Annotated in this window: 19 protein-coding genes; 7 read left to right on the top strand and 12 right to left on the bottom strand. The window is 65.8% G+C overall.

The window, feature by feature from the left end; translation table 11 throughout:
- Nucleotides 1–18 precede the first annotated feature (18 nt).
- A complete protein-coding gene (locus HW466_RS08650) occupies nucleotides 19–1,056 on the top strand; it encodes an ABC transporter permease subunit (RefSeq protein ID WP_059447207.1) in 1,038 nt (345 codons plus the stop codon).
- Between the two features lie 100 nt (nucleotides 1,057–1,156).
- Nucleotides 1,157–2,101 carry an ABC transporter substrate-binding protein gene (locus HW466_RS08645; RefSeq protein ID WP_059544541.1) on the top strand — a complete coding sequence of 315 codons (945 nt, stop codon included), beginning with the start codon at nucleotides 1,157–1,159 and terminating at the stop codon, nucleotides 2,099–2,101.
- A gap of 187 nt (nucleotides 2,102–2,288) precedes the next feature.
- On the opposite strand, the gene HW466_RS08640 is transcribed toward HW466_RS08645, so the two are convergent.
- From HW466_RS08640 to HW466_RS08630, 3 genes are all read right to left on the bottom strand, one after another.
- On the bottom strand, nucleotides 2,289–4,013 hold the full coding sequence (locus tag HW466_RS08640; RefSeq protein WP_059501870.1) for a SulP family inorganic anion transporter: 1,725 nt from the start codon (nucleotides 4,011–4,013) through the stop codon (nucleotides 2,289–2,291).
- A gap of 24 nt (nucleotides 4,014–4,037) precedes the next feature.
- Nucleotides 4,038–4,664, bottom strand: coding sequence for a ParB-like protein (locus tag HW466_RS08635; RefSeq protein WP_059447204.1), 627 nt, complete (start codon nucleotides 4,662–4,664; stop codon nucleotides 4,038–4,040).
- A gap of 113 nt (nucleotides 4,665–4,777) precedes the next feature.
- Complete coding sequence (locus tag HW466_RS08630) at nucleotides 4,778–5,320, bottom strand: GNAT family N-acetyltransferase (protein ID WP_151005602.1); 543 nt, start codon at nucleotides 5,318–5,320, stop codon at nucleotides 4,778–4,780.
- Nucleotides 5,321–5,610: 290 nt separating this feature from the next.
- Here HW466_RS08630 and HW466_RS08625 point away from each other — a divergent pair, with 290 nt between their 5' ends.
- The 4 genes from HW466_RS08625 to HW466_RS08610 all read left to right on the top strand — a co-directional run bounded on the left by HW466_RS08625 (nucleotide 5,611) and on the right by HW466_RS08610 (nucleotide 10,941).
- Nucleotides 5,611–6,831, top strand: a complete 1,221-nt coding sequence (locus HW466_RS08625; RefSeq protein WP_059501864.1) for an MFS transporter — start codon at nucleotides 5,611–5,613, stop codon at nucleotides 6,829–6,831.
- Between the two features lie 216 nt (nucleotides 6,832–7,047).
- Nucleotides 7,048–7,866 carry a TetR/AcrR family transcriptional regulator gene (locus HW466_RS08620; protein ID WP_059447201.1) on the top strand — a complete coding sequence of 273 codons (819 nt, stop codon included), beginning with the start codon at nucleotides 7,048–7,050 and terminating at the stop codon, nucleotides 7,864–7,866.
- A gap of 376 nt (nucleotides 7,867–8,242) precedes the next feature.
- On the top strand, nucleotides 8,243–9,997 hold the full coding sequence (locus HW466_RS08615) for an AMP-binding protein (protein ID WP_151005600.1): 1,755 nt from the start codon (nucleotides 8,243–8,245) through the stop codon (nucleotides 9,995–9,997).
- A 29-nt stretch (nucleotides 9,998–10,026) separates the two neighbouring features.
- Nucleotides 10,027–10,941, top strand: coding sequence for a DUF1571 domain-containing protein (locus HW466_RS08610; protein ID WP_174905435.1), 915 nt, complete (start codon nucleotides 10,027–10,029; stop codon nucleotides 10,939–10,941).
- A gap of 27 nt (nucleotides 10,942–10,968) precedes the next feature.
- Here HW466_RS08610 and HW466_RS08605 read toward each other — a convergent pair whose 3' ends face one another.
- The gene (locus HW466_RS08605; RefSeq protein ID WP_059544528.1) at nucleotides 10,969–11,250 is read right to left on the bottom strand and encodes a PXPV repeat protein; all 282 of its coding nucleotides are present in this window, start codon (nucleotides 11,248–11,250) and stop codon (nucleotides 10,969–10,971) included.
- 292 nt (nucleotides 11,251–11,542) lie between these two features.
- Here HW466_RS08605 and hfq point away from each other — a divergent pair, with 292 nt between their 5' ends.
- Entirely contained in the window at nucleotides 11,543–12,133 is a 591-nt protein-coding gene (hfq, locus tag HW466_RS08600) for an RNA chaperone Hfq (protein ID WP_059790743.1), read from the top strand.
- A gap of 84 nt (nucleotides 12,134–12,217) precedes the next feature.
- Here the strand turns inward: hfq and HW466_RS08595 are convergent, their stop codons facing one another.
- The 8 genes from HW466_RS08595 to HW466_RS08560 all read right to left on the bottom strand — a co-directional run bounded on the left by HW466_RS08595 (nucleotide 12,218) and on the right by HW466_RS08560 (nucleotide 21,072).
- Nucleotides 12,218–12,925: a DUF2968 domain-containing protein gene (locus tag HW466_RS08595; protein ID WP_059447196.1), complete on the bottom strand. Its 708-nt coding sequence runs from the start codon at nucleotides 12,923–12,925 to the stop codon at nucleotides 12,218–12,220.
- Between the two features lie 55 nt (nucleotides 12,926–12,980).
- Nucleotides 12,981–14,372: a sigma 54-interacting transcriptional regulator gene (locus tag HW466_RS08590; protein ID WP_059447195.1), complete on the bottom strand. Its 1,392-nt coding sequence runs from the start codon at nucleotides 14,370–14,372 to the stop codon at nucleotides 12,981–12,983.
- Nucleotides 14,373–14,482: 110 nt separating this feature from the next.
- Nucleotides 14,483–16,495 (bottom strand): pilus assembly protein TadG-related protein, encoded by a 2,013-nt coding sequence (locus HW466_RS08585; RefSeq protein WP_239005791.1) that lies wholly within the window; start codon nucleotides 16,493–16,495, stop codon nucleotides 14,483–14,485.
- A gap of 11 nt (nucleotides 16,496–16,506) precedes the next feature.
- The gene (locus HW466_RS08580) at nucleotides 16,507–16,833 is read right to left on the bottom strand and encodes a DUF3613 domain-containing protein (RefSeq protein ID WP_059447194.1); all 327 of its coding nucleotides are present in this window, start codon (nucleotides 16,831–16,833) and stop codon (nucleotides 16,507–16,509) included.
- Nucleotides 16,834–16,858: 25 nt separating this feature from the next.
- Nucleotides 16,859–17,701: a tetratricopeptide repeat protein gene (locus HW466_RS08575; protein ID WP_059501851.1), complete on the bottom strand. Its 843-nt coding sequence runs from the start codon at nucleotides 17,699–17,701 to the stop codon at nucleotides 16,859–16,861.
- Nucleotides 17,702–17,719: 18 nt separating this feature from the next.
- The gene (locus HW466_RS08570; protein WP_059447192.1) at nucleotides 17,720–18,715 is read right to left on the bottom strand and encodes a type II secretion system F family protein; all 996 of its coding nucleotides are present in this window, start codon (nucleotides 18,713–18,715) and stop codon (nucleotides 17,720–17,722) included.
- Between the two features lie 4 nt (nucleotides 18,716–18,719).
- On the bottom strand, nucleotides 18,720–19,712 hold the full coding sequence (locus HW466_RS08565) for a type II secretion system F family protein (RefSeq protein ID WP_059501847.1): 993 nt from the start codon (nucleotides 19,710–19,712) through the stop codon (nucleotides 18,720–18,722).
- Nucleotides 19,705–21,072 (bottom strand): TadA family conjugal transfer-associated ATPase, encoded by a 1,368-nt coding sequence (locus HW466_RS08560; RefSeq protein WP_059532996.1) that lies wholly within the window; start codon nucleotides 21,070–21,072, stop codon nucleotides 19,705–19,707. The genes HW466_RS08565 and HW466_RS08560 overlap by 8 nt, the downstream gene beginning before the upstream one ends.
- Nucleotides 21,073–21,075: the final 3 nt, after the last annotated feature.

Below are 21,075 nucleotides of genomic sequence, written 5' to 3'. Positions count from 1 at the left end.
TTAAGCCCAGGTACCGACATGATCAACCCGACCAAGCAGCGGAACCTCGCTTCCGCGACGGCCCATCCGGTGGCCAACCGTACGCCGCTGATGCGCGGCGCCGATCATCGCGCACGCATGCAATCGCTGATGCGCACCGCCGGCATGCTGCCGGTGCTGCTGGTTCTGTGCATCGGCTTCGGATTCCTGACCGACGGCTTCTTCACGCTGCAGAACCTGTCGATCGTCACGCAGCAGGCGTCGATCAACATCGTGCTCGCCGCCGGCATGACCTTCGTGATCCTGACTGGCGGCATCGACCTGTCGGTCGGCTCGGTGCTAGCCGCATCGGCCGTCGCCGCGCTGCTCGCGTCGACCATCCCCGGCTGGGGCTGGCTCGGCGTGCCGATCGCGCTGGCGGTCGGCCTCGTGTTCGGCGCGATCAACGGCGGCCTGATCTCGTTCCTGCGCCTGCCGCCGTTCATCGTCACGCTCGGTGCGATGACGGCCGTGCGCGGCGTCGCCCGCCTGATCGGCAACGACACGACCGTCTTCAACCCGCAGCTGCCGTTCGCGTTCATCGGCAACGGCACGATCCTCGGTGTGCCGTGGCTCGTCGTGATCGCGGTCGCGGTGATCGCGCTGTCATGGTTCATCCTGCGCCGCACCGTGCTCGGCATGCGGATCTATTCGGTCGGCGGCAATCCGGAAGCCGCACGGTTGTCGGGCATCAACGTGCGGGCGATCCAGCTGTTCGTGTATGCGGCGTCCGGCCTGCTTGCCGGCCTCGGCGCGGTGATGTCGGCCGCGCGGCTCTATGCGGCCAACGGCCTGCAACTCGGCCAGTCGTACGAACTCGATGCCATCGCCGCGGTGATCCTCGGCGGCACGAGCTTCGTCGGCGGCGTCGGTTCGATCGTCGGCACGCTGATCGGCGCGCTGATCATCGCGGTGCTGACCAACGGTCTCGTACTGCTCGGCGTGTCCGACATCTGGCAATACATTATCAAGGGGCTCGTGATCATCGGTGCGGTCGCCCTCGACCGCTATCGCCAGCGCGACTCGGCTCGCACCTGACGCGCATTCCTCACCGCGCATTTCTCATCATCCAACCATCAGGGCGCAGGCAGGTCCTCCTGCGCCCGTCCGCCAACGGACCTTCCGGAGACACAACGACATGTTCAAGCACAAAGCCGCCCTGACCGCCATCGCCTGCGCGCTCGCCTTCGGCGCCGCCGCCGCCCACGCAGCCGACAAGCCGCTGAAATCGATCGGCGTCACGGTCGGGTCGCTCGGCAACCCGTACTTCGTCACGATCGTCAAGGGCGCCGAAGCGCGCGCGAAGCAGCTCAATCCGAACGCGAAAATCACCGCCGTATCGGCCGACTACGACCTGAATAAGCAGTTCACGCAGATCGACAACTTCATCTCCGCGCACGTCGACATGATCCTGCTGAACGCGACCGATCCGAAGGCGATCGAGCCGGCAGTGAAGAAGGCACAGGCGGCCGGCATCACGGTGGTCGCGGTGGACGTCGCCGCGGCCGGCGCGAACGCGACCGTGCAGACCAACAACGTGAAGGCCGGCGAACTCGCGTGCGACTACCTCGCCAAGAAGCTCAACGGCAAGGGCAACGTGATCATCGAGAACGGCCCGCAAGTGTCGGCCGTAATCGATCGCGTGAACGGCTGCAAGGCCGTGCTCGCGAAGAATCCGGGCATCAAGCTGCTGTCGAGCGACCAGGACGGCAAGGGTTCGCGCGAAGGCGGGATGAACGCGATGCAGGGCTACCTGACGCGCTTTCCGAAGCTCGACGGCGTGTTCACGATCAACGACCCGCAGGCGATCGGCAGCGATCTCGCGGCGAAGCAGCTGAACCGTCCGAACATCGTGATCACGTCGGTCGACGGCGCACCCGACATCGAGGTGGCGCTGAAGTCGAACACGCTCGTGCAGGCATCGTCGAGCCAGGATCCGTGGGCGATGGCGCAGAAAGCCGTCAACGTGGGCTACGGGATCATGAACGGCCAGAAGCCGGCCAATCCGATGATCCTGATCGAGCCGACGCTCGTCACGCGCGACAACGTGAAGGATTACAAGGGCTGGAGCAGCCCGCGCTGATCGCGCGACGCCGGCTGCCCGCGATCGCGGGCGATGCCGGGCCGCGTCGCCGCGCGCGGCAGCCGCCCTGCCCGTGCGCCCACTTCAATCGCCGCACCGCCCGCGCTCGCGCAATTGCGCGCGGCGGCGCCCGGGGCGAGCGTTCTCGACACGCGCGGCGCGACGGGCATGCAGTTGCCGCGTCGCGCTACGCGCCCTTTCCGCCCTCTCCACCATTACCGCGCGCCTGCAGCAACTGCAGGCTCTCGTCGACGCTCAGTTCGGACATCGCGTCGTCGCGCAGCGTCTCGTCGGCCGCACGACGCAGCGCATGCAGCGCGTGCTCCTTGAGCCGCACGATCGCGAACTGCAGCCCGCGAGCCGCGCATTCGGCCGCGAACGTGCGCAGCGACTCGATCGTCGTGCCGTCCACGTCGGGCGTTTCCTCGAGACTCAGCAGCACGGTACGCGTATCGGGCGCGGTTTTCATCAGCGCGCGCACGCGATTGAGCATCCGGTCCGCGTTCGCGAAGAACAACTGCGCCTCGGGCCGCACGATCAGCACGCCGGGCACCGGCTTCGCATCGGCATGATTCGCGACGTCGACGAAATCGTGCCCGTCACGCAGCCGGCCGAGCACGCTCACGTTCGGCTCCGACAACTTGCGCAGCGTCAGCAGCAGGCTCACGCCGATCGCGGCAAGCAGCCCGTGCAACACGCCGAGCACGAGCACCGCGAGCAGCGCGGCGATCACGACCAGCCGGTCGCGATGCCAGATCCAGTATGGCCGGAACACCGACGGGTGCAGCGAGTGGCTGACCGCGAAGATCACGATCGCCGCAAGCACCGGCTCGGGCGTGCGCGCAAGCTGCGGCAGCAGCTGCCATACGATCAGCGCGACCACACCGGCCGCCCACAGGCCCGCGAAGCGCGACCGAGCGCCGGCCGCCTCGTTCGCGGACGTCGCCGAATACCCGGCACCGACCGGCATCCCGTGCAGCAACCCCGACACGAGATTCGCGCAACCGAGCGCGACGAGGTCGCGGTTCGGCGACACGGTGTCGCCGTGCTTCAGCGCGAAGTTTCGAATCGACCCGTACGACTCCGCATACAGGATCAGCATCAACGCGAACGCGAGCTCGACCGTCTGCATCCATGCGTTGCGGTCGAGATGCGGCAGCCCGAATTCGATATGCCGGAAATCGATGTGCCCGACGATCGCTATGCCGTAGTGCTGCCAGTCGACCATATACCCGGCCGCGATCGACAACACGATCACGACCAGTGTCGCGGGCACGCGCGAGCGCCGGCCGAGCACGAACAACAGCGCGAGCGCGGTCGCGCCGAGCGCGACGCTCGCGAGGTTCGCATGCGGCGCGCCGGTGACGAGATCGAGCGCGACATGCGGCGCATCGCTGTGCTGCACGGAGATCGCGAGAATCTTCGGCAACTGCTTGATGACGATCGTCAGCGCCAGGCCGAACGTGAAACCGCGCAGGACCGGGCGCGCGACGAAATCCGACATGCCGCCCAGGCGCGCGGCACCTGCGAGGATGAACAGCACACCGGTCATCGCGACGAGCGCGGCCGCCAGCGCGAGCTGCGCGGCAAGCGCCATCCCGGATTCGGCCAGCACGGTCGCGGCGAGCACCGCCGCCGACGACGACGTCGACGACACGATCGCAAAGCGACTGCTGCCGGTCAGCGCATAAACGACGAGCCCTGACAGCAACGCGATGAGACCGGCCTGCGGCGGCAGGTTGGCGAGACCCGCATACGCCACCGCCTCGGGAATCAGCAGGCCGGCGATCGACAGGCCGGCGAGCGCATCGAGGCCGATGCGCTGCGTGGGCGGCGGCGTTGCCGCATCGAGTGCGGCGAAATGCTCGGGATGCTGGGGGCCGGCATCCGGACGGGTCGGGGCGGTCGTCATGAGGCGGTGGGTACCGTGCGCATATCAGGGTTTGACGGCGATCACACCGGACCAGCCGGGCAGATAGCGCGCGTCCTGCTCGTGCGCGCGGCGCAGCGCGACGTCGAGCGCCTTCGAGAAGTTCTTGCGGATCTGGTCCAGCGTCACGTGCTGGCGCAGGTAGTCGGCCCACAGGAATTCACTGAACGGCGTCGCGTCCTTCGCATAGCCGCCGGCCGTGCGCAGCTCGCCGGCAAGGCTCCGGTACGGATCGTCCTCGAGCTCCGTCAGCGCCTTCGGCAGACGTGCATAGTCGCGACGCGAACCATCCGCGCCGAACGGATGCACCCACTGGTTGTGTTCCATCATCCGCCAGAAGATCGTGTCGTCGAGCCAGGACAGATCCTTGAGCAGCATCGCGTTTACGCGCGTCTCCCCTTCCTCGATCAGTGCGAGGCCGAGGTGGTGGTGATCGGTGATGTAGTGCAGCCCGCCCGGGCCGAGCACGGCCGGAAACCAGTGCGACTCGATCGCGGCCTTGCGTGCGCGCTTGTCGAGGGTCTTCCAGTGCTTGCGCTTCGCTTTCACTTCGCGATAGCCGACCGTCATTTGCGTCGGACGCAGTGCGTCGAGCCGGACGGGAATGAGATGAACGTCGTTGCCGAGTGCCATGGTCGTACCCCATGTTGAATTTCCGGCAACGATACTCCTGAACTGGCGAGCCGTTAATACGTCGCGGCGTCGATTCGCGTGTGCTTGACCATCTCTGACAACGAGGCACAACGCTATGCACGCAGGTCGTCGCGTTCGAGACGATGCCGAACGTAGGGAATCCCGTCGTGAACGACGCTCACGCGACGCATCCCGAGCTTGCGTGCGACGTTCAGCGAACCGGTGTTCGCCTCGGCGATATCGGCAATCACGCGCGGCAGCCGCACAGTGTCGAACGCATGGCGCACGACGGCCGCCGCGGCCTCGCATGCGATGCCGCGCCCCCATGCCGCGCGCACGAGCCGCCAGCCGATCTCGACGTCGCGCGCGCCGCCCGCGTAGTCGGGAATCAGCAGGATCCAGCCGACGAACGTGTCGGGCGCGGCCTTCTCGAAGATCGCCCAGTAGCCGAGGCCCGGCGGATACGCGCGCGTGATCCGGTGCGTGACGAAGCGGCGATGTTCGTCCGGGTCGTGCCACGGGCCCGCGATGTAGCGCGTGACTTCGGGATCGCGATCCATCTCGATGCTCGCGTCGAGATCGGCCAGCACGCGCGGGCGCAGCCACAGCCGCCCGGTCTCCAGGACGGGCAACGCGGCAATCGATGGTGCGGTCATCGGGACTCCTGATACGGTGACGATGCGCGGCGCGCATTACATAACGAATACAAAAAGCCTTCCGGAATGATACAAGGCGCCTGTCGCCCATCAGGCGCGCGCGCATTTCCGCGCATTTCGGTTTTCTCAACAATTCATTTCATAGGGATTATTCCCGATTCGCGGATGTCGCGCCCCGCATCGCACGGCACCACGACCTACACTCGATCCATGCACCCGCGCCGCGCGCCAGCCGGGCAGGCATCCGCCTGAAGATCGTGAGCGCACAAGCCTGCGAGGAGACTTCGGACATGAGCTGGACCCGCGAACAACGCAACGTCACGATCGCCGCCTACCTGGGCTGGACACTCGACGCGTTCGACTTTTTCCTGATGGTCTTCGTGCTGAAGGACATCGCGGCCGAATTCGCGTCGACGATTCCCGCCGTCGCTTTTGCGCTGACGCTCACGCTCGCGATGCGCCCGCTCGGCGCGTTGATCTTCGGGCGGCTCGCCGACCGCTTCGGCCGCCGTCCGACGCTGATGGTCAACATCGCGTGCTATTCGCTGCTCGAACTCGCGTCGGGTTTCGCGCCGAGCCTCGCCGCGCTGCTGGCGCTGCGTGCGCTGTTCGGCATCGCGATGGGCGGTGAATGGGGCGTCGGCTCCGCGCTGACGATGGAAACCGTGCCGACCCATGCGCGTGGTTTCGTGTCGGGCTTGCTGCAGGCCGGCTATCCGAGCGGCTACCTGCTCGCATCCGTCGTGTTCGGCCTGTTCTACCAGTACATCGGCTGGCGCGGAATGTTCATGGTCGGCGTGCTGCCCGCGCTGCTCGTGCTGTACGTGCGCGCGCACGTGCCCGAATCGCCGGCCTGGAAGCAGATGGAAAAGCGGCCGCGGCCGAGTCTCGCGGCCACGATCCAGCAGAACTGGAAGCTCACGATCTACGCGATCGTGCTGATGACCGCTTTCAACTTCTTCTCGCATGGCACGCAGGACCTCTACCCGACCTTCCTGCGCGAACAGCATCACTTCGATCCGCATACCGTCTCGTGGATCACGATCGTGCTGAACATCGGCGCGATCGTCGGCGGCCTGTCGTTCGGCGCGATCTCGGAGAAGATCGGCCGCCGTCGCGCGATCTTCGTCGCCGCGCTCATCGCGCTGCCGGTTCTGCCGCTGTGGGCGTTCTCGAGCGGCGCAGTCGCGCTCGCCGCAGGCGCGTTCCTGATGCAGATCTCGGTACAGGGCGCGTGGGGCGTGATCCCCGTCCACCTGAACGAGATCTCGCCCGACGAGATTCGCGCGACATTCCCCGGTGTGGTCTACCAGCTCGGCAACCTGCTCGCGTCCGGCAACGCGACGATGCAGGCGTCGCTCGCGGTTTCCCAGGGCAACAACTACGGTTTCGCACTGGCGCTCGTGGCCGGCATCGTGGCCGTCGTGATCGCGGTGCTGATCCTGTTCAGCCGCGAACGGCGCGGCATCGACATGACGCAATCGGTCAATACGCGTACGACCATCGGCTGAGCCCGCGAATTTGCGCATCGCACCATCGCGCACGCCCCGCGCCGCCGGGGCCGCGCGACATCCTTTCTGCATCCGCACATCGAACTAGAGGAATTTGTCCAGATTCGTCGCTTGCCCGCGCCGCCCGCGTTTTTTTATCTTAATAAAAACGGCTGTTTGAATCAGATAATCAAATCACCTGTTCGCGGCCGGGAGACCGGCATTGGGAGGCGGGACATGGCAGTCAGTCAGGAGGGGCGACCGTCGGCTGGACGGGCGTCCGGGGCGCGGTCATCCGGCAATCGGCAGACCGGCGGGACGAAGGCGCGCATTCTCGATGCGGCCGAGGACCTGTTCATCGAGCACGGCTTCGAAGCGATGTCGATGCGGCAGATCACGTCGCGCGCGACGGTAAACCTCGCTGCGGTCAACTACCACTTCGGCAGCAAGGAAGCGCTGATCCACGCGATGCTGTCGCGCAGGCTCGATCAGCTCAACCAGGAACGCCTCGGCATCCTCGACCGCTTCGATGCGCAGCTCGGCGCACACATCACCTGCGAGCACGTGCTCGGCGCGATGTTCATTCCCGCGCTGAAGGCGTCGCGCGACCCGGAGCGCGGCGGCCCCGCATTTCTGCGGCTGATCGGCCGCGCGTACACCGACCCGTCGCCGTTCGTGCGCAACTTCCTGACCGCACACTACGCGAGCGTCGCGGGCCGCTTCTTCGACGCATTCCAGCGCGCGCTGCCGCACCTGCCGCGCACGGAGCTCGGCTGGCGGCTGCACTTTGCGATCGGCGCGCTGTCCGGCGCGCTGGCCGGTGCCGAGACCGAAAGCCTCATCGATGAATTCTCTCAAGGCCGCACGATGAACGACGTTCAGATGATCGCGCGGTTGTCGTCGCTGATCGTCGCCGCGCTGAAGGCGCCGATGCCCGACAGCGCGCAGTTGTCGATCTTCGCGGCCGTGCTCGACGATGCGGGCGCCGGCGACGCGTTCGGGCTGCCTTCGGGCACGCCGGCGGCCGATTCCGCGACGGTGCATTCGGCGAACTGATTGCGCGAGGCCGTGCAGGCAGCGATTCACGATCCTGGCGGCCCGGGCCGGCGTTAGTGGGCTGGCGAGGCCGAACGAATGTCGTGTGGCGCAAGCCGGGACCGGCTTGCGCGACGACGAAAAAGCATGGCGAGAATGGCGCGCTGGAGTGACGGCTCTCACCGTCCGCGAAGCATGGGGCGAGAGTGGGCGCTGAAGCGCCAACTCTCGTCGACCGCAAAGCATGGGACGAGAGCAAGCACTAAAGCGCCAACTCTCGTCGACCGCGAAGCATGGGACGAGAGTAAGCGCTAAAGCGCTAACTCTCGTCGACCGCGAAGCATGGGACGAGAGTAAGCGCTAAAGCGCTAACTCTCGTCGACACCGGAGACACATCATGTCCTCATCCGCAGCAACCGCAGCGGCCCAGCTCCCGCCGAACACCGACGGCATCTGGTACGCGTCGTATCCGCCCGGCGTGCCGCACGAAATCGACGTCACGCAATACGCATCGCTCGTGCAGTTCTTCGACGAATGCACGACACGCTTCGCCGAGCGGGTCGCCTACGTGAGCGCCGGCGCATCGATGACCTACCGCACGCTCGCGCAGAAAGTCGATGCGTTCGCGTCGTATCTGCAAAGCATCGGCGTGAAGCCCGGCGACCGCGTCGCGATCATGCTGCCGAATACGTTCCAGTACCCGGTCGCTCTGTTCGGAACGCTGAAGGCCGGCGCGATCGTCGTCAACGTCAACCCGCTCTATACCGCGCGCGAACTCGCGCACCAGTTGAAGGACAGCGGCGCGCAGACGATCGTCGTGTTCGAGAACTTCGCGCGCACGCTGCAGGACGCGTTGCCCGAAACGCAGGTGAAGAACATCGTCGTCACCGCGCTCGGCGACCTGCTCGCCGACGGTTTCAATGCCAAAGGACGCCTGATCAATTTCGTGCTGAAGCACGTGAAGAAGCTCGTGCCGGCCTACAGCCTGCCGCAGGCGATCCGGCTGCGCTCGGCCCTCGCGCTGGGTGCGCACGGCAAACCGCAGCCGGTGCAGACGACGCGCGACGATCTCGCGTTCCTCCAATACACGGGCGGCACGACCGGCGTCGCAAAAGGCGCGATGCTCACGCACGGCAACCTGATCGCGAACCTGCTGCAGGCCAAGGCGTGGATCGCCGACCAGGTCTCGGGCGAAGTCGAGACCGTGCTGACGCCGCTGCCGCTTTATCACATCTATTCGCTGACGGTGAACGCGTTCATCTTCATGGGACTCGGCGGGCGCAACATCCTGATCGCGAACCCGCGCGACATGAAGATGGTGATGAAGATCATCCGCCACGAAACATTCACCGGAATCACCGGGATCAACACGCTCTACAACGCGTTCCTCGACAACGAGGAATTCCGCAAGCGCGACTTCTCGAAACTCAAGCTCGCGATGGCCGGTGGCATGGCAATGCAGCGCGCGGTCGCGGAGCGCTTTCACGAGGTCACGGGGCGGCCGGTCGTCGAAGGCTACGGGCTCACCGAATGCTCGCCGATCGTCACGATGAATCCGGTGGACCTGAACGACATGGCCGCATTCAGCGGCTCGATCGGCCTGCCCGCCCCGTCGACGCTCGTGCGCTTCCGGCGCGAGGACGGCACCTGGGCCGGCGTCGGCGAGCCGGGCGAGCTGTGCGTGCATGGCCCGCAGGTGATGCGCGGCTACTGGCAGCGGCCCGACGAGACGGCGAAGGTGATCGACGCCGACGGCTGGCTCGGCACCGGCGACATCGGCGTGATGGACGAGCGCGGTTTCATCCGCCTCATCGATCGCAAGAAGGACATGATCCTCGTCTCGGGCTTCAACGTGTATCCGAACGAGATCGAGGAAGTGCTGGTCATGCATCCGGGCATCAGCGAAGCCGCCGCGATCGGCATTCCGGACGAAGTACAGGGCGAACGGATCAAGGTCTTCGTCGTGCGCCGCGACCCGACGCTGACGGTCGAAGACGTGCTCGCGCATTGCCGCAAGAACCTGACCGGCTACAAGATGCCGAAGCTCGTCGAATTCCGCGACGCGCTGCCGCAGACCAACGTCGGCAAGATCCTGCGCCGCGCGCTGCGCGACGAGGAACTCGCCAGGCTCAAGGCCGCGAAGCAAGGCTGACCATCCATCGCCCCCGGGAGACGCTGTCGATGAACGAAGGAACGAAGCGCCGCACGCGGCACGCCGCCGCGGCCCTCGCGTGCATGCTGTCGCTCGCGCAAGCCGGCCTGCATGCGCAGGAAACCGCCGCCGCCGCGAGCGCGGTACAGGAGGCCGCGCTGCCCGCCGACCTCGCGAAAGTCACGCGCGAGCCGGTCGCGCAGCAGGCGCGCTGGTTGCGCACGGCCGCCCAGCGCGGCACGCTCGCACAACTCGACGACGCGACGCTCACGGCGCTGTTCAAGGCACTCGATCCGCTCGCCGTCCCGCTCTACATCCGCAATGGTCCCAACGGCTATCCGTCGTATCAGTTCACGATGGTGCGCCAGGAGCGCATCAGCGGGAAATGGTCCGACACGCCCGACCGCATGCTCGTGAAAACGACCCGCGAACCGTTGCGGGTCTATGCGAAATGGCTGCCCGGCGGCGCGCACGCGGGACAGGAAACGATCTACGACACGACCCAGCGCAAGGACGAGATGTACGGCCATCTCGGCGGCTTGCTCGGCAAGATTCCGCTGTGGACGGCGCTCGACGGCGCACTGGCACGCGCGCAGTCGAATCACCAGGTGAAGGATCTCGGCACCGAGTTCATCACGAACCTGTACCTGACCGAAGGAAAGAAATACCAGGAAGCCGGCGTGCAGCGGCCGACGCAGGTGGAAGCCAAGACGATCGGCGGCGTGCGCGTCGTCGCGCTCACCTACGAGACGCCGACCGGCCGCCCGCAGTTCTACGCGAAGAAGGAGGTCCTCGGGCTGGACCTGCACGCGCCCTACTTCAGGACCGTCGAATCCTATGACAACGACGGCACGATCTTCGAGCGAATCATCATCGAGAAAATCGCGCCGGCGACGTTCGACGAATCCGCGTTCGACCCGAAGAATCCGGATTACGCGTTCTGATCGCAGCCGGTGCCGCGCACGTCGCGCTCAATCGTCGTCATCGTCGTGATGCTTGCGCCAATGTTTGTAATAGTGCTTGCGCCATCTCCGGTAGCCGTCGTCGTCCTCGTCGCCGTAGTAGCCGTATCCGTAGCCCGGATAGGCGACCACGGCCGGCTGCGGCGCCACATAGACCGGTGCCGGCTCTGCATAGACCGGTGCGACCGGCACGCCGATGCCCACCGACAGGTCGACGTGCCCCGCCATTGCACTGCCGGAAGCGAGCAACGCCACACTCCCGATCCACACCGCCAATCCCCTCTTGTTCATGTTCCCATTCCCGGATCCGCCGGCCAGCCCGGCATGCGCGTCGAATGTAATCGCACCGCGCGCCGCCAGGTGCTACGCCGTTGCGAGAGTCGTAACGCGACGTAACGAAACGGCACTAGCCATTCGACCGAATCGCGAAAATGCACGGGAGCGTCTATAGTGGGTTACGGTTCGACACAATCGCGACCGCGCACTGGCGGAACGAACAGGGTAAAATCCCGCCAAATGCTTGGTGGGCAATCCGCCGCACACGCACAACATATTCTCTGACGCAGGCTCCTGCCGCACCTCAATGGCCAATCCCGCAGAATCCCATCCGCAAAACGACTTCATCAATTCGGCGCGCAAGGAACGTAAGCGTGTTGAAATCTATCTCGTCAACGGCATTCGTCTGACGGGGTGTATCGAGTCGTTCGACCAGTACCTGGTGATGCTGCGCACCCCCGTGGGTCTGCAAGGCATCTACAAGCGTGCGATTTCCACGATCCAGCTCGACACCGGTGGCTCGCGCCCGGGCGGCGGCGGCCCGCGCGGCCCGCGTACCGGCGGTCGGCCGGGCGGCCGTGAAGGCGGCGGCCACAGCCCGTACGGCTCGCACGGCGGCGCACGCGAATCGCGCGGCGACGGCGGCTACGGTTCGCGCGAACCGCGCGAAGGTTACGGTTCCCGTGAACCGCGCGAAGGCTATGGCTCGCGTGAACCGCGCGAGGGTTATGGCGCGCCGCGCGAGCCCCGCGAAGGCTATGGCGCCCCGCGCGAAAGCTACGGCGCGCCGCGCGATGCCGGCGACGCATCGGGCAACACGTCGCCGTCCGACGCACGCGGCAGCAACGGGCCGGTGATCGTCACGCGGCGCCGGCGAATCGTGCCGGACGGCCAGTAAAACAAAAGGGCAAGCCAGGTGGCTTGCCCTTTTTTCCGGTGGGTCGGCGCGGCATGTCGCCGCACCGGCCGTGCCCGCGATCGCTCAGTGTGACGCCGTCGGCAAGCCCGCGTCGGCCTCGCGCTGCAGCGAACGGACCTGCTGCTGCAATGCGCGCAATTGCGACTGAAGCTGCGCCTGTTGCGCCTGCAACGCCGCCGTTTCGGTGCGAACGCTCTTCTGGCGATCCGCGACGGCCGCCTGTTGCTCGCGTGCGATCGAGATGTCCGCCTGCAAGCGCCGCGCGCGTTCCTGCGTGACTTCGATCTGCCGGTCCATCTGCGCCTTCTGCGATTCCAGCTTCGCCGCACGCAACTCGTTGACCGCCAACCGCTCCGCCTGCCGCGAGAAATCGCGGTAGATCGCTTCCGCCCGCGTTTCGTCGTACGTCTTGATCACGCGCCAGAACGCCTTCTGCTGGAACAGCGCGACGAAATAGGAACCGTCCTTCACGCTGAACAGCAGGCTCGCGCCGTAGCTGCCGTTATAACTGGTGCGCATCTCCGTCAGCGAATGCGCCTGGATCTGGCGCTGCAGTTCGTCGACCGTGCTCTGGCCGGTCGTCTCGCCCGCCTGCGGCTGCATCGAGGTCTGCACCTGTTGATCGATCACCGGAATCGTCGCCACCGGCGCCGATGCCTGCTGCACCGCCGGCGATGCATTGCCGGCCAATCCCTGCGCGAACGCGCCCTGCACGCCTCCCATCACGGCGAGCAACACACACGCCCGCCCCAACCTCGTCATATGGCTCATGAATTTCAATTCCCCGCCCGTGTCGTTGTAATTCAGCGCGATTTTATCTCATTAATTACTCGCTTTCGCGGGTCTCGGGCTCTTCGTCGAATATCTGGTATTTGCGCATCTTTTCCCACAGCACCTTCCGGCTGATGCCGAGCTGCTGCGCCGTATCCTGGCGCCGCCAACCGTTTGCGTCGAGCGCCGCGATCACGCGGCTGCGCTCGTTCATGTCCCACTTGCTGCGGTCGACGAAGACCTCTGCGGCACTCTCCGCCGGCACCGGCTGCGCCGAATTGCGCGCATGCGCGATCAGCCGCTGGAGCCGAGCGGCATCCCAGCCGCCCGTTTGCCGCACCGTCACCCCGACGCGCTCGGCAAGGTTGCGCAATTCACGCACGTTACCGGGGAAATAGCTGTCCGCGACCGCGTCCGCAAGCCAGTAAGGCAGGTCGGGCAGTTGCGCGAGCCGCTCCTCGCCCACCACCTCCGCGACGAACGACTTGAACAGCGCGATCTTGTCTACGGCTCCCCGCTCCTCCAGCGACGGAATGCTCAACTCGATCACCGCGAGCCGATAGTAAAGATCGGCGCGGAACAGGCCATCCTTCACGAGCTGCGGCAGCTTCTTGTTGCTGGCCGCGACGAGACGGAAATCGACCTTGATCGGCGTCGTCGCGCCGACCCGCAGCACGGCGCCGTCCTCGAGCACGCGCAGCAGCTTGACCTGCTGGTACAACGGCAGGTCGCCGACTTCGTCGAGGAACAACGTGCCGCCCGCTGCCTGCTCGAAATAGCCTTTATGCGCAACAACCGCCCCCGTAAACGAGCCTTTCGCGTGCCCGAAGAACAGCGACTCGAACAGGCCGTCCGGAATCGCGCCGCAGTTGACCGGCACGAATTCGCCGTTGCGGTAGCGCGAATGCTTTTCGTGGAGCAATTGCGCGATACGTTCCTTGCCGACGCCGGTTTCGCCGTGCAGCAGCACGTTGGTGTCGCAGTCGGCGAACGTATCAACCTCGTGCAGCAGCGCCTGCATCGATTCCGAGTGCGCGACGAGTTCGGACGGCTGCAGCGTATCGGCCGCATGCGCCCGCAGCTGCGTGACGAGCTTGCCGATCATGCCGCGCAGTTCGGCGCAGGTGAAGTCGAGCGGCAGGATGTGCGAATAATCGGGCGGATACTGCGACGCGTCATGGTCGCGCGCCGCGCCGACCCACACGACCGGCATGCCGATGTTCGCCTGCCAGTCGCGCAGGAATGCCGCGCCGGTCTCGATCATCGTCACGCTGATGATCGCGAGCGACGGCCGCAACGCGGCGCGCTCCGGCGAGATTTCCGCATTGTCGGCACGGATCACTTCGACGTCGAAGCTCGCCATGCAGCGAGCAACGCGATCGACGATGTCCGCCTTGCCTTCCCAGACGTACAGGTCGAGTTCTGCGATTGCGGAGGGGGTTCTCATGATTCAGGTGCAGCTACGGTTATTGACGGGTGATGCGGCATTGCGAGGCAAGCGCGGGGCATCGGCCAAGGTGCCGCCCGTGCGCCCGACACAAGCGGATGCGGCGGTGTTCATTGCACAAGCATCGGGTTGCCGCATTTGATCGAGTCCGGTGTATTCGTGACATAGGCGTTCCCCAGACTCAAACCGAGCAAGCCGGTGACCGAAGTCAGCAGGGAGTCGATCGGCTGCAGCAGGAGCGGAACGAGCGTCGCGCCCAGCGCGGACAAAATAGGCCCGAGCACGACATCCAACACTGGCGTTAAAACAATGCCGAGCGCCGCAAGCAGGCCGCTGTCCGCCGTCAACTGCACCGACAGGCCACTGTTGAGGGCACTTTGAACCGCGGGCGACAGAAGCTGATCGGTTCCTGCGCTCAGCATGTACGGTGATGCCGGACTGCCGGGATAGGTGAACGTCAGCGGCGTCGGACTTTGATTGGCGACGGGAATCGTCAACTGCCCGGGCGTCAATTTGATGTTGATCGAGATATCGGTCAGATCGAGGACACCCAAGGTCGCGACCTTGATCAACGTCGTCAGCCCGGAAACCAATCCACCGAGGTTCAACAGATTGAGCAGACTCTGCAAGTTGACGGACACCAGCGTGAGCGGCGTTGCGGTGCTCGGCGTGTATCCGCTCGGGGCATTGAGATTGATCGGCGTATTGGGTCCCCCGCCCAGATAGACGGCGACCACCCCGGTCTGCACGTTCACCGTCGCGCTCTTCGTGCCGTTCGCGGAACAGGTGACCGAGGCGAGCCCGGCCTTCGCCGGCGCGACATACGCGGTGATCGGCAGTTGCACGGCGGCCAGCGGCGTCGGCTTGCCCGACGGGCAGGTGCCGCCCGGATAGACCAGGGAACCGTTGGAGCATGTCGACAGCAACGAAATCGACGTGTTCAGGAACACGTTCCCTTGCGTGGTCGACGTATTGGTCAAGCAATTCGACGTCCCGCAATTCGACGGCCCGGGCGGCCCGCTGGCGGTGGCCGGCGGCATTCCGGCGAGTGTGACGGAGCCCGACACCGTCGCGTTCAACAGCGGCGCGAGCGCGGTCGGCGTCTGGACCGTGATGCTCGGGATGGCAATGGGATTCGTGCCGTTCGCGACCTGAAGCGCGGTCGACAACAAACCGAGCGCGTTGACGCTGGCGTCGACGGCGGAGCTTCCATTGGCCACTGCGGCGGAAACCAGCTGATTGAGCGCGATCTGCGGTCCGCCGCAGACAGTGCCGGAGCAAAGCGCAGCGCTGATCGCGTTCAGCACGTTGAGGTTCGCGCCCACGACGTTCTGTTGGGTCGCCGCCTGCACCAGTGCGTTGGCCAACTGGCCAAGCGTCACGGAGCCGTTCAGCACGGCCGTGCTCGAGCCCACCGGCAAATTGGCGAGAATGCCTGCCAGCTTCAGGTTGACCTGCGCCAGCCCCTGGTAGTCGACAGCGTTGAGGCTCAATGCCTTGGGCGAACCGGTCAGCGTCTGCAGCAATTGATTGGCCAGCCCGCCATTCAACGCGGCGAGCGACGTCGTCAGCGTAAACGTATCGGTCGGTGTGCTTTTCGCCATGGCCGACGCACTGATCGTCTTCATGCCGCGGAAAAAGCCGTTCACCGGTTCGGAAACGCTCACGCACACGGCATTGGCCGACTGGCCGGTCGTTGATCCGGCCGGTCCTGCCGACAAGCCGCCGCATTGACCGTTGAGCGGATCGCCGGCGGTCGGCGTAAACGTCGCGGCACCGCCGCTGGTTTGAGGTGCAGCCCACACACCGCATGTCACGGAAATGGTGGCGTTTGCCGGTACGGAATTCGCGGTAGGGCTCGCGACCTGCTGGGCTGCGGTCTTCGCCGCCGAGCACGTCGTATCCGCGCTGGCCTTCATCACCGACGACAGCGCGGCCAGATCGGCGGCCGCCTGCATATGGCGCCGTTCGGAATAAAAGCGGCCGATATCGATCCCGCTCAGCACGATGACGGCAACCGACAGCCAGATCGCCGCCATGATCGCGATGGAGCCGCGCTGACGCGTTCCCGCCGGCGCGCCGCTGCCGTGTCGCGGGCCCATCCGTGATTGATCTGCGCGCATCGCCATTTCGCTTATTGCGCACCCTGTCCGTTACCCGACATGCCACCGGACGAGCCGAGCTGCGTGCTCATCGACTCGGGAATCTTGTTCTTGAAAGAATCGAGATAACGCTGGTAGACCAACGACGCGACGTCGCCGAGCAACGGTTGCGTCGGAGCTGCCGCGCGGTTTTCGCCCTGCATCGTGAGCCAGCCCCGGGTCGAGCGCCCCACGTCGGACGCAACCGGCGCCGTATCCTGCTGTGCGTACGCGGTGACGGTTCCCAGCGCGACGCAGGCAATCGCAGCAAGCATTGCCATCCGCCCTGCACGCATGTTCCGACGATCGTTGTTGTTCATGTCGTTCCCCGCCTGTTCGTTCTGTTCATTGTGCAAACCGTTGCAGCAGCGGCACGGTCTGGTCATAGCCGAAATTGTTCGCCATCGGCGTGATCGGCGCGGTCGCGGCGCGCCGCGACACCACCGGCGGCGTCGCGACCGCACGCTGTTGCGCACGTGCCGCCGCCGCGATCTTTGCGGCATCACCAAGGATGTCCTTGCGGATATCCGCCGGCAGACGCTGCTGGTTCATCAGTCGCTGCGCATCCTGTGTGCGTCCGGCAGCGAGCAGATACAGCGCGAGGTTGCTGACGATCTTCGGATTGCGTTGATCCAGCTCCGCCGCCTTCATCAACGGCACCCGCGCGCCGACCACATCGCCGTTGCGCAATTTCGCATACGCGAGATCGGAGAGCAGCGACGCGTCGGTCGGCGCAAGCTCCGATGCCTGCGTCAGCGCCTGCACAGCCTGGCCGAAATCGCCGGCCGCACCGGCGATCAATCCCAGCCCCCGATAACCGCGCGCGGCGAGCGGCGTCTTCAGCAACTGCGTGTACGCGGCCGCGCTGGCGGCCGGCTGGTCGGTCATCCGCAGCGCGTCCGCGCGCAGCAGAATCGTGTCCGGCGACACGCCGTAGGCCTTGTCATAAGCGTCGATGTGCGCGAGCGATGCGTAATAGAGGCCCTGCGCCTGCATGCGCTGGATCAGGCCGAGATACATCGCGGGCGTATCCGGCACCGCCTGCTTCTGGTCGGCAGCCTGAATCAGCGCCGCCCGTTCTGCCTGCGCGTTCACACCGTACCCGCCTTCCTTGGTCGCGCATGCGCCCAGCAGCGCGACCACCGCCACCATGCCTGCGCGCCCCGCCATTTCGCTGATCCGCTTCATCGTCCTTCCTTCCGTCCATCAATGATGGTGCGCCGTCAGCGCGCGCATCACGGCCAACAACCCCGGCCCGGCCGTCACGATCAGCAGCGCGGGCAGCAATGTGACCACCATCACACCGGTCATCTTCACGGTCAGCCGACCGATCCGGTCGCGCAGCATCGCGCGACGCGTTTCCCGAAGCCGGTCGCCGAACTGCTTGAGCGGCTCCTGCACCGCGCCGCCATGCTTGTCGACCTGCACCATCAGCCGCGCGATCGCGCGCAAGTCCTCGTTGTCGAATCCGCTCGACAACCTTTGCATCGACTGCTCGCGTGTGCGGCCCGCCGCGAATTGACGCTGCGCGATCCCGACCTCCGACGACAGCACCGGCATCATCCCGCGGAAATCGTTCGTCACGACCTGCAGGCTTTGATCGAGTGACAACCCGACGCCTTGCAACAACCGCAGCATGTCGACGAGCAACGGCAGTTCGTCGATGACACTCTGGCGCCGTGCGGCGGCACGACGCCGAAGGTAGAACTTCGGCAACATGAAGCCGAGCCCGAATGCGGCGAACATGCCGATCATCCAGGATCCGCCTGCCACCCGTCCACTCGCGAAGATCGCGAACAGCAACGGCAATGCGATCGCGCATGCAATCCGCGCGATCAGGAACAGACCGCGCGTACGCGCGTCGACGTAACCGCATTGCTCGAGCAGACGGCGATCCTCGTCCGCGACGATGTGCTTGCCGAACCCGGTATCGAGCCAGCGCATACCCGTCGCCGAGAATCGCGCGAGCATGCGCTCGATGCGCTCGCGCCCGCGAGTGTCCGGTTTCACGGACGGAACATCGTCCGCTGCACCCCGCGCCTTGGCTGCCTCCAGCGCCGCCATGCGCTGATCGAGCGCATCGGCCAACGCACGTTCCGCACGCGACGCGGCGCTCGCGCGCAACAACGCGATCATTCCAAGCAGCAGCACGCCTAGCGCGCCAAGCGCCAGCGCGATCGATCCGATCTGGGTTGCCGTCATCGCATCACCTGAGTCGAGCCATTCGATACAGCCATACACTACCCGCAACCTGGGCAAGGAACGCGAACATGAGCAGCATGCGTCCGCTCGGGTCGTTCCACATCCCTGACAGGTACTTCGGATTGGTCATCACCACGAAACTGCCGATCCCGATGGGCAACATCACGAGCACGAATGCCGACAGCCGCGTCTCCGCCGACATCGCCGTCAGCTCGCGCTCCGCTTGCTCCAGATCGCGCATGAACACGGCCATGCGTTCGAGCATGACGTCCGCGCGACCGCCGTACTTGACCGACAACCGCAGTACCGATCCGAGCAGTTCGAACTCCTCGGTCCGGTAGATCCTGGCGATGTGGAGCATTGCGCGATCGATCTCGACACCCGTGCGCAGCATCCGCGACACGTGGTCGAGACACCCCCGCAGCGGCTCCTCCGTCGTCAGCAGCGCGGCCTGGAACGCGGCCGGCACGCTGTTGCCGAGCGTCACGAGTCGCACGATCCCGTCGAGAAACGACGGAATCTGCCGGACGATTTTCAGTCGTCGCTTCTGAATCCGCGACGCGAGCCAGACGCCGAAGATCGCGCCGCCGCACGCAAGCGCCGCGAAGCACGCGAGTGCGCCGCCGTGGCTGCCCGCGATCGCGGCAACCGCGACGAGAACGGCCAGCGCGGCGATCGCCTTGCCGCGCGCGCCTTCGATCCCCGCACGATTCACGAGGTTGGCCAGATATTCCGTTGCGAGCGCGTACCAGTGCACCCAGAAAGCACGAGACGCGGCATGGCGCGCGCCATCGGACGACGGCGCGGCCCGTGACGCAGCGGATGCCGCCGATCGTGCGGCCGGTGCCGCCGCGCGTACGCCGGGTTCGAGCCGACTGTCGATGAAGCGCTTCGCATCGGTGCGCACGCGCCGGGTCTCCGCATGTCGCCACAGCATCAGTGCCGATGCCACGCACAGCATCGCGACCGCGAGCACCCAGATCATCGCGCTATACATTGAAGCCCCCGCCACGGCCGAATCCGCCGCCGCCAAACCCGCCACCGAAACCGCCTCCGCCCATTGCGCCGTTCGTCAGCGTCTGGCGAAAGCGCGCGAGCTTCGGCGAATGCGGATGGATGCCGAGCGATTCCCAGTGATCGACTTCCTCGCCTTCCGGCGTCACGCGCGCTTCGTAGCGATACAGCTCCTGCGTCGCAATGATGTTGTCGGACAGCCCCGTCACCTCGGTGATCGACAGAATCCGGCGGCGTCCATTCGACAGCCGCCCGATCTGCACGATGAAGTCGATCGCATTCGCGATCTGGCGACGCAGGCTCGACTCGGTGCCCTGGAAGCCGGCGAAACCGGCTAGCATCTCGAGCCGGTACAGGCACTCGCGCGGCGAGCTCGCGTGCACGGTGCCCATCGAGCCGTCATGGCCCGTGTTCATGGCCTGCAGCATTTCGAGCACTTCACCGCCGCGCACTTCGCCGACGATGATCCGGTCCGGACGCATCCGCAGCGTGTTGCGCAACAGGTCGCGAATCGTCACGACGCCGCTACCGTCGAATCCGCCCGGGCGGCTTTCGAGCCGCACGACGTGCGGGTGGTTCAGCGACAGCTCCGCCGTATCCTCGATCGTCACGACACGCTCGGCCTCCGGGATGTGGAATGCGAGCGCATTGAGCAGCGACGTCTTGCCCGAACTCGTGCCGCCCGACACGAGCACGTTGCAACGTGCCTCGACCGCTGCCTCGAGCAGCGCGCCGATCTCGTCGTTGTACGTGCCGTTGCCGAGCAGGTCCGAGGGCTTCAGCGGATCCTTGCGGAATTTCCGGATCGACACGATCGGGCCGTCGATCGACAGCGGCTCGATCACGACGTTCACGCGGCCGCCATCGGGCAGCCGCGCGTCGACCATCGGGTTCGATTCGTCGAGACGACGCCCGATCGGCGCGAGGATCCGGCGCACGATTCGCAGCAGGTGCGCGTTGTCGGTGAAGCGCACCGGCAGCTTCGCGAGAATCCCGTGCCGCGACACGTACACGTCGTTGTAGCCGTTGATCAGGATGTCCTCGACCGCCGGATCCGCGAGCAGATCCTCGATCGGCCCGAAACCCGCGAGCTCCTTCGTCAACGCCTCGGCGATCGCGCGCACCTCGTTCTCGTTGAGCGGAATGCGGCGCAGGCGCACGAAGCTGTCGATCTCGAGATCGACGAACTGATTGATCGCCTGGCGCGACCATCGGCCGAACTCGGCGCCCAGCTCCTCGATACGCGTCAGCAGGTGCTCGTGCGCAGCATTCTTGATGTCGTGGAATTGCTGCGTCTGGGAGAACGGCGCTGCGCCGTCGGCGAATTGAATGTCGTGTGCCATCGG

The sequence above is a fragment of the Burkholderia territorii genome (genome assembly GCF_902833055.1).
GTDB lineage: Bacteria > Pseudomonadota > Gammaproteobacteria > Burkholderiales > Burkholderiaceae > Burkholderia > Burkholderia territorii.
Note: the sequence above shows the minus strand (reverse complement) of the source record. Positions and strands in the feature narration are given on the sequence as shown.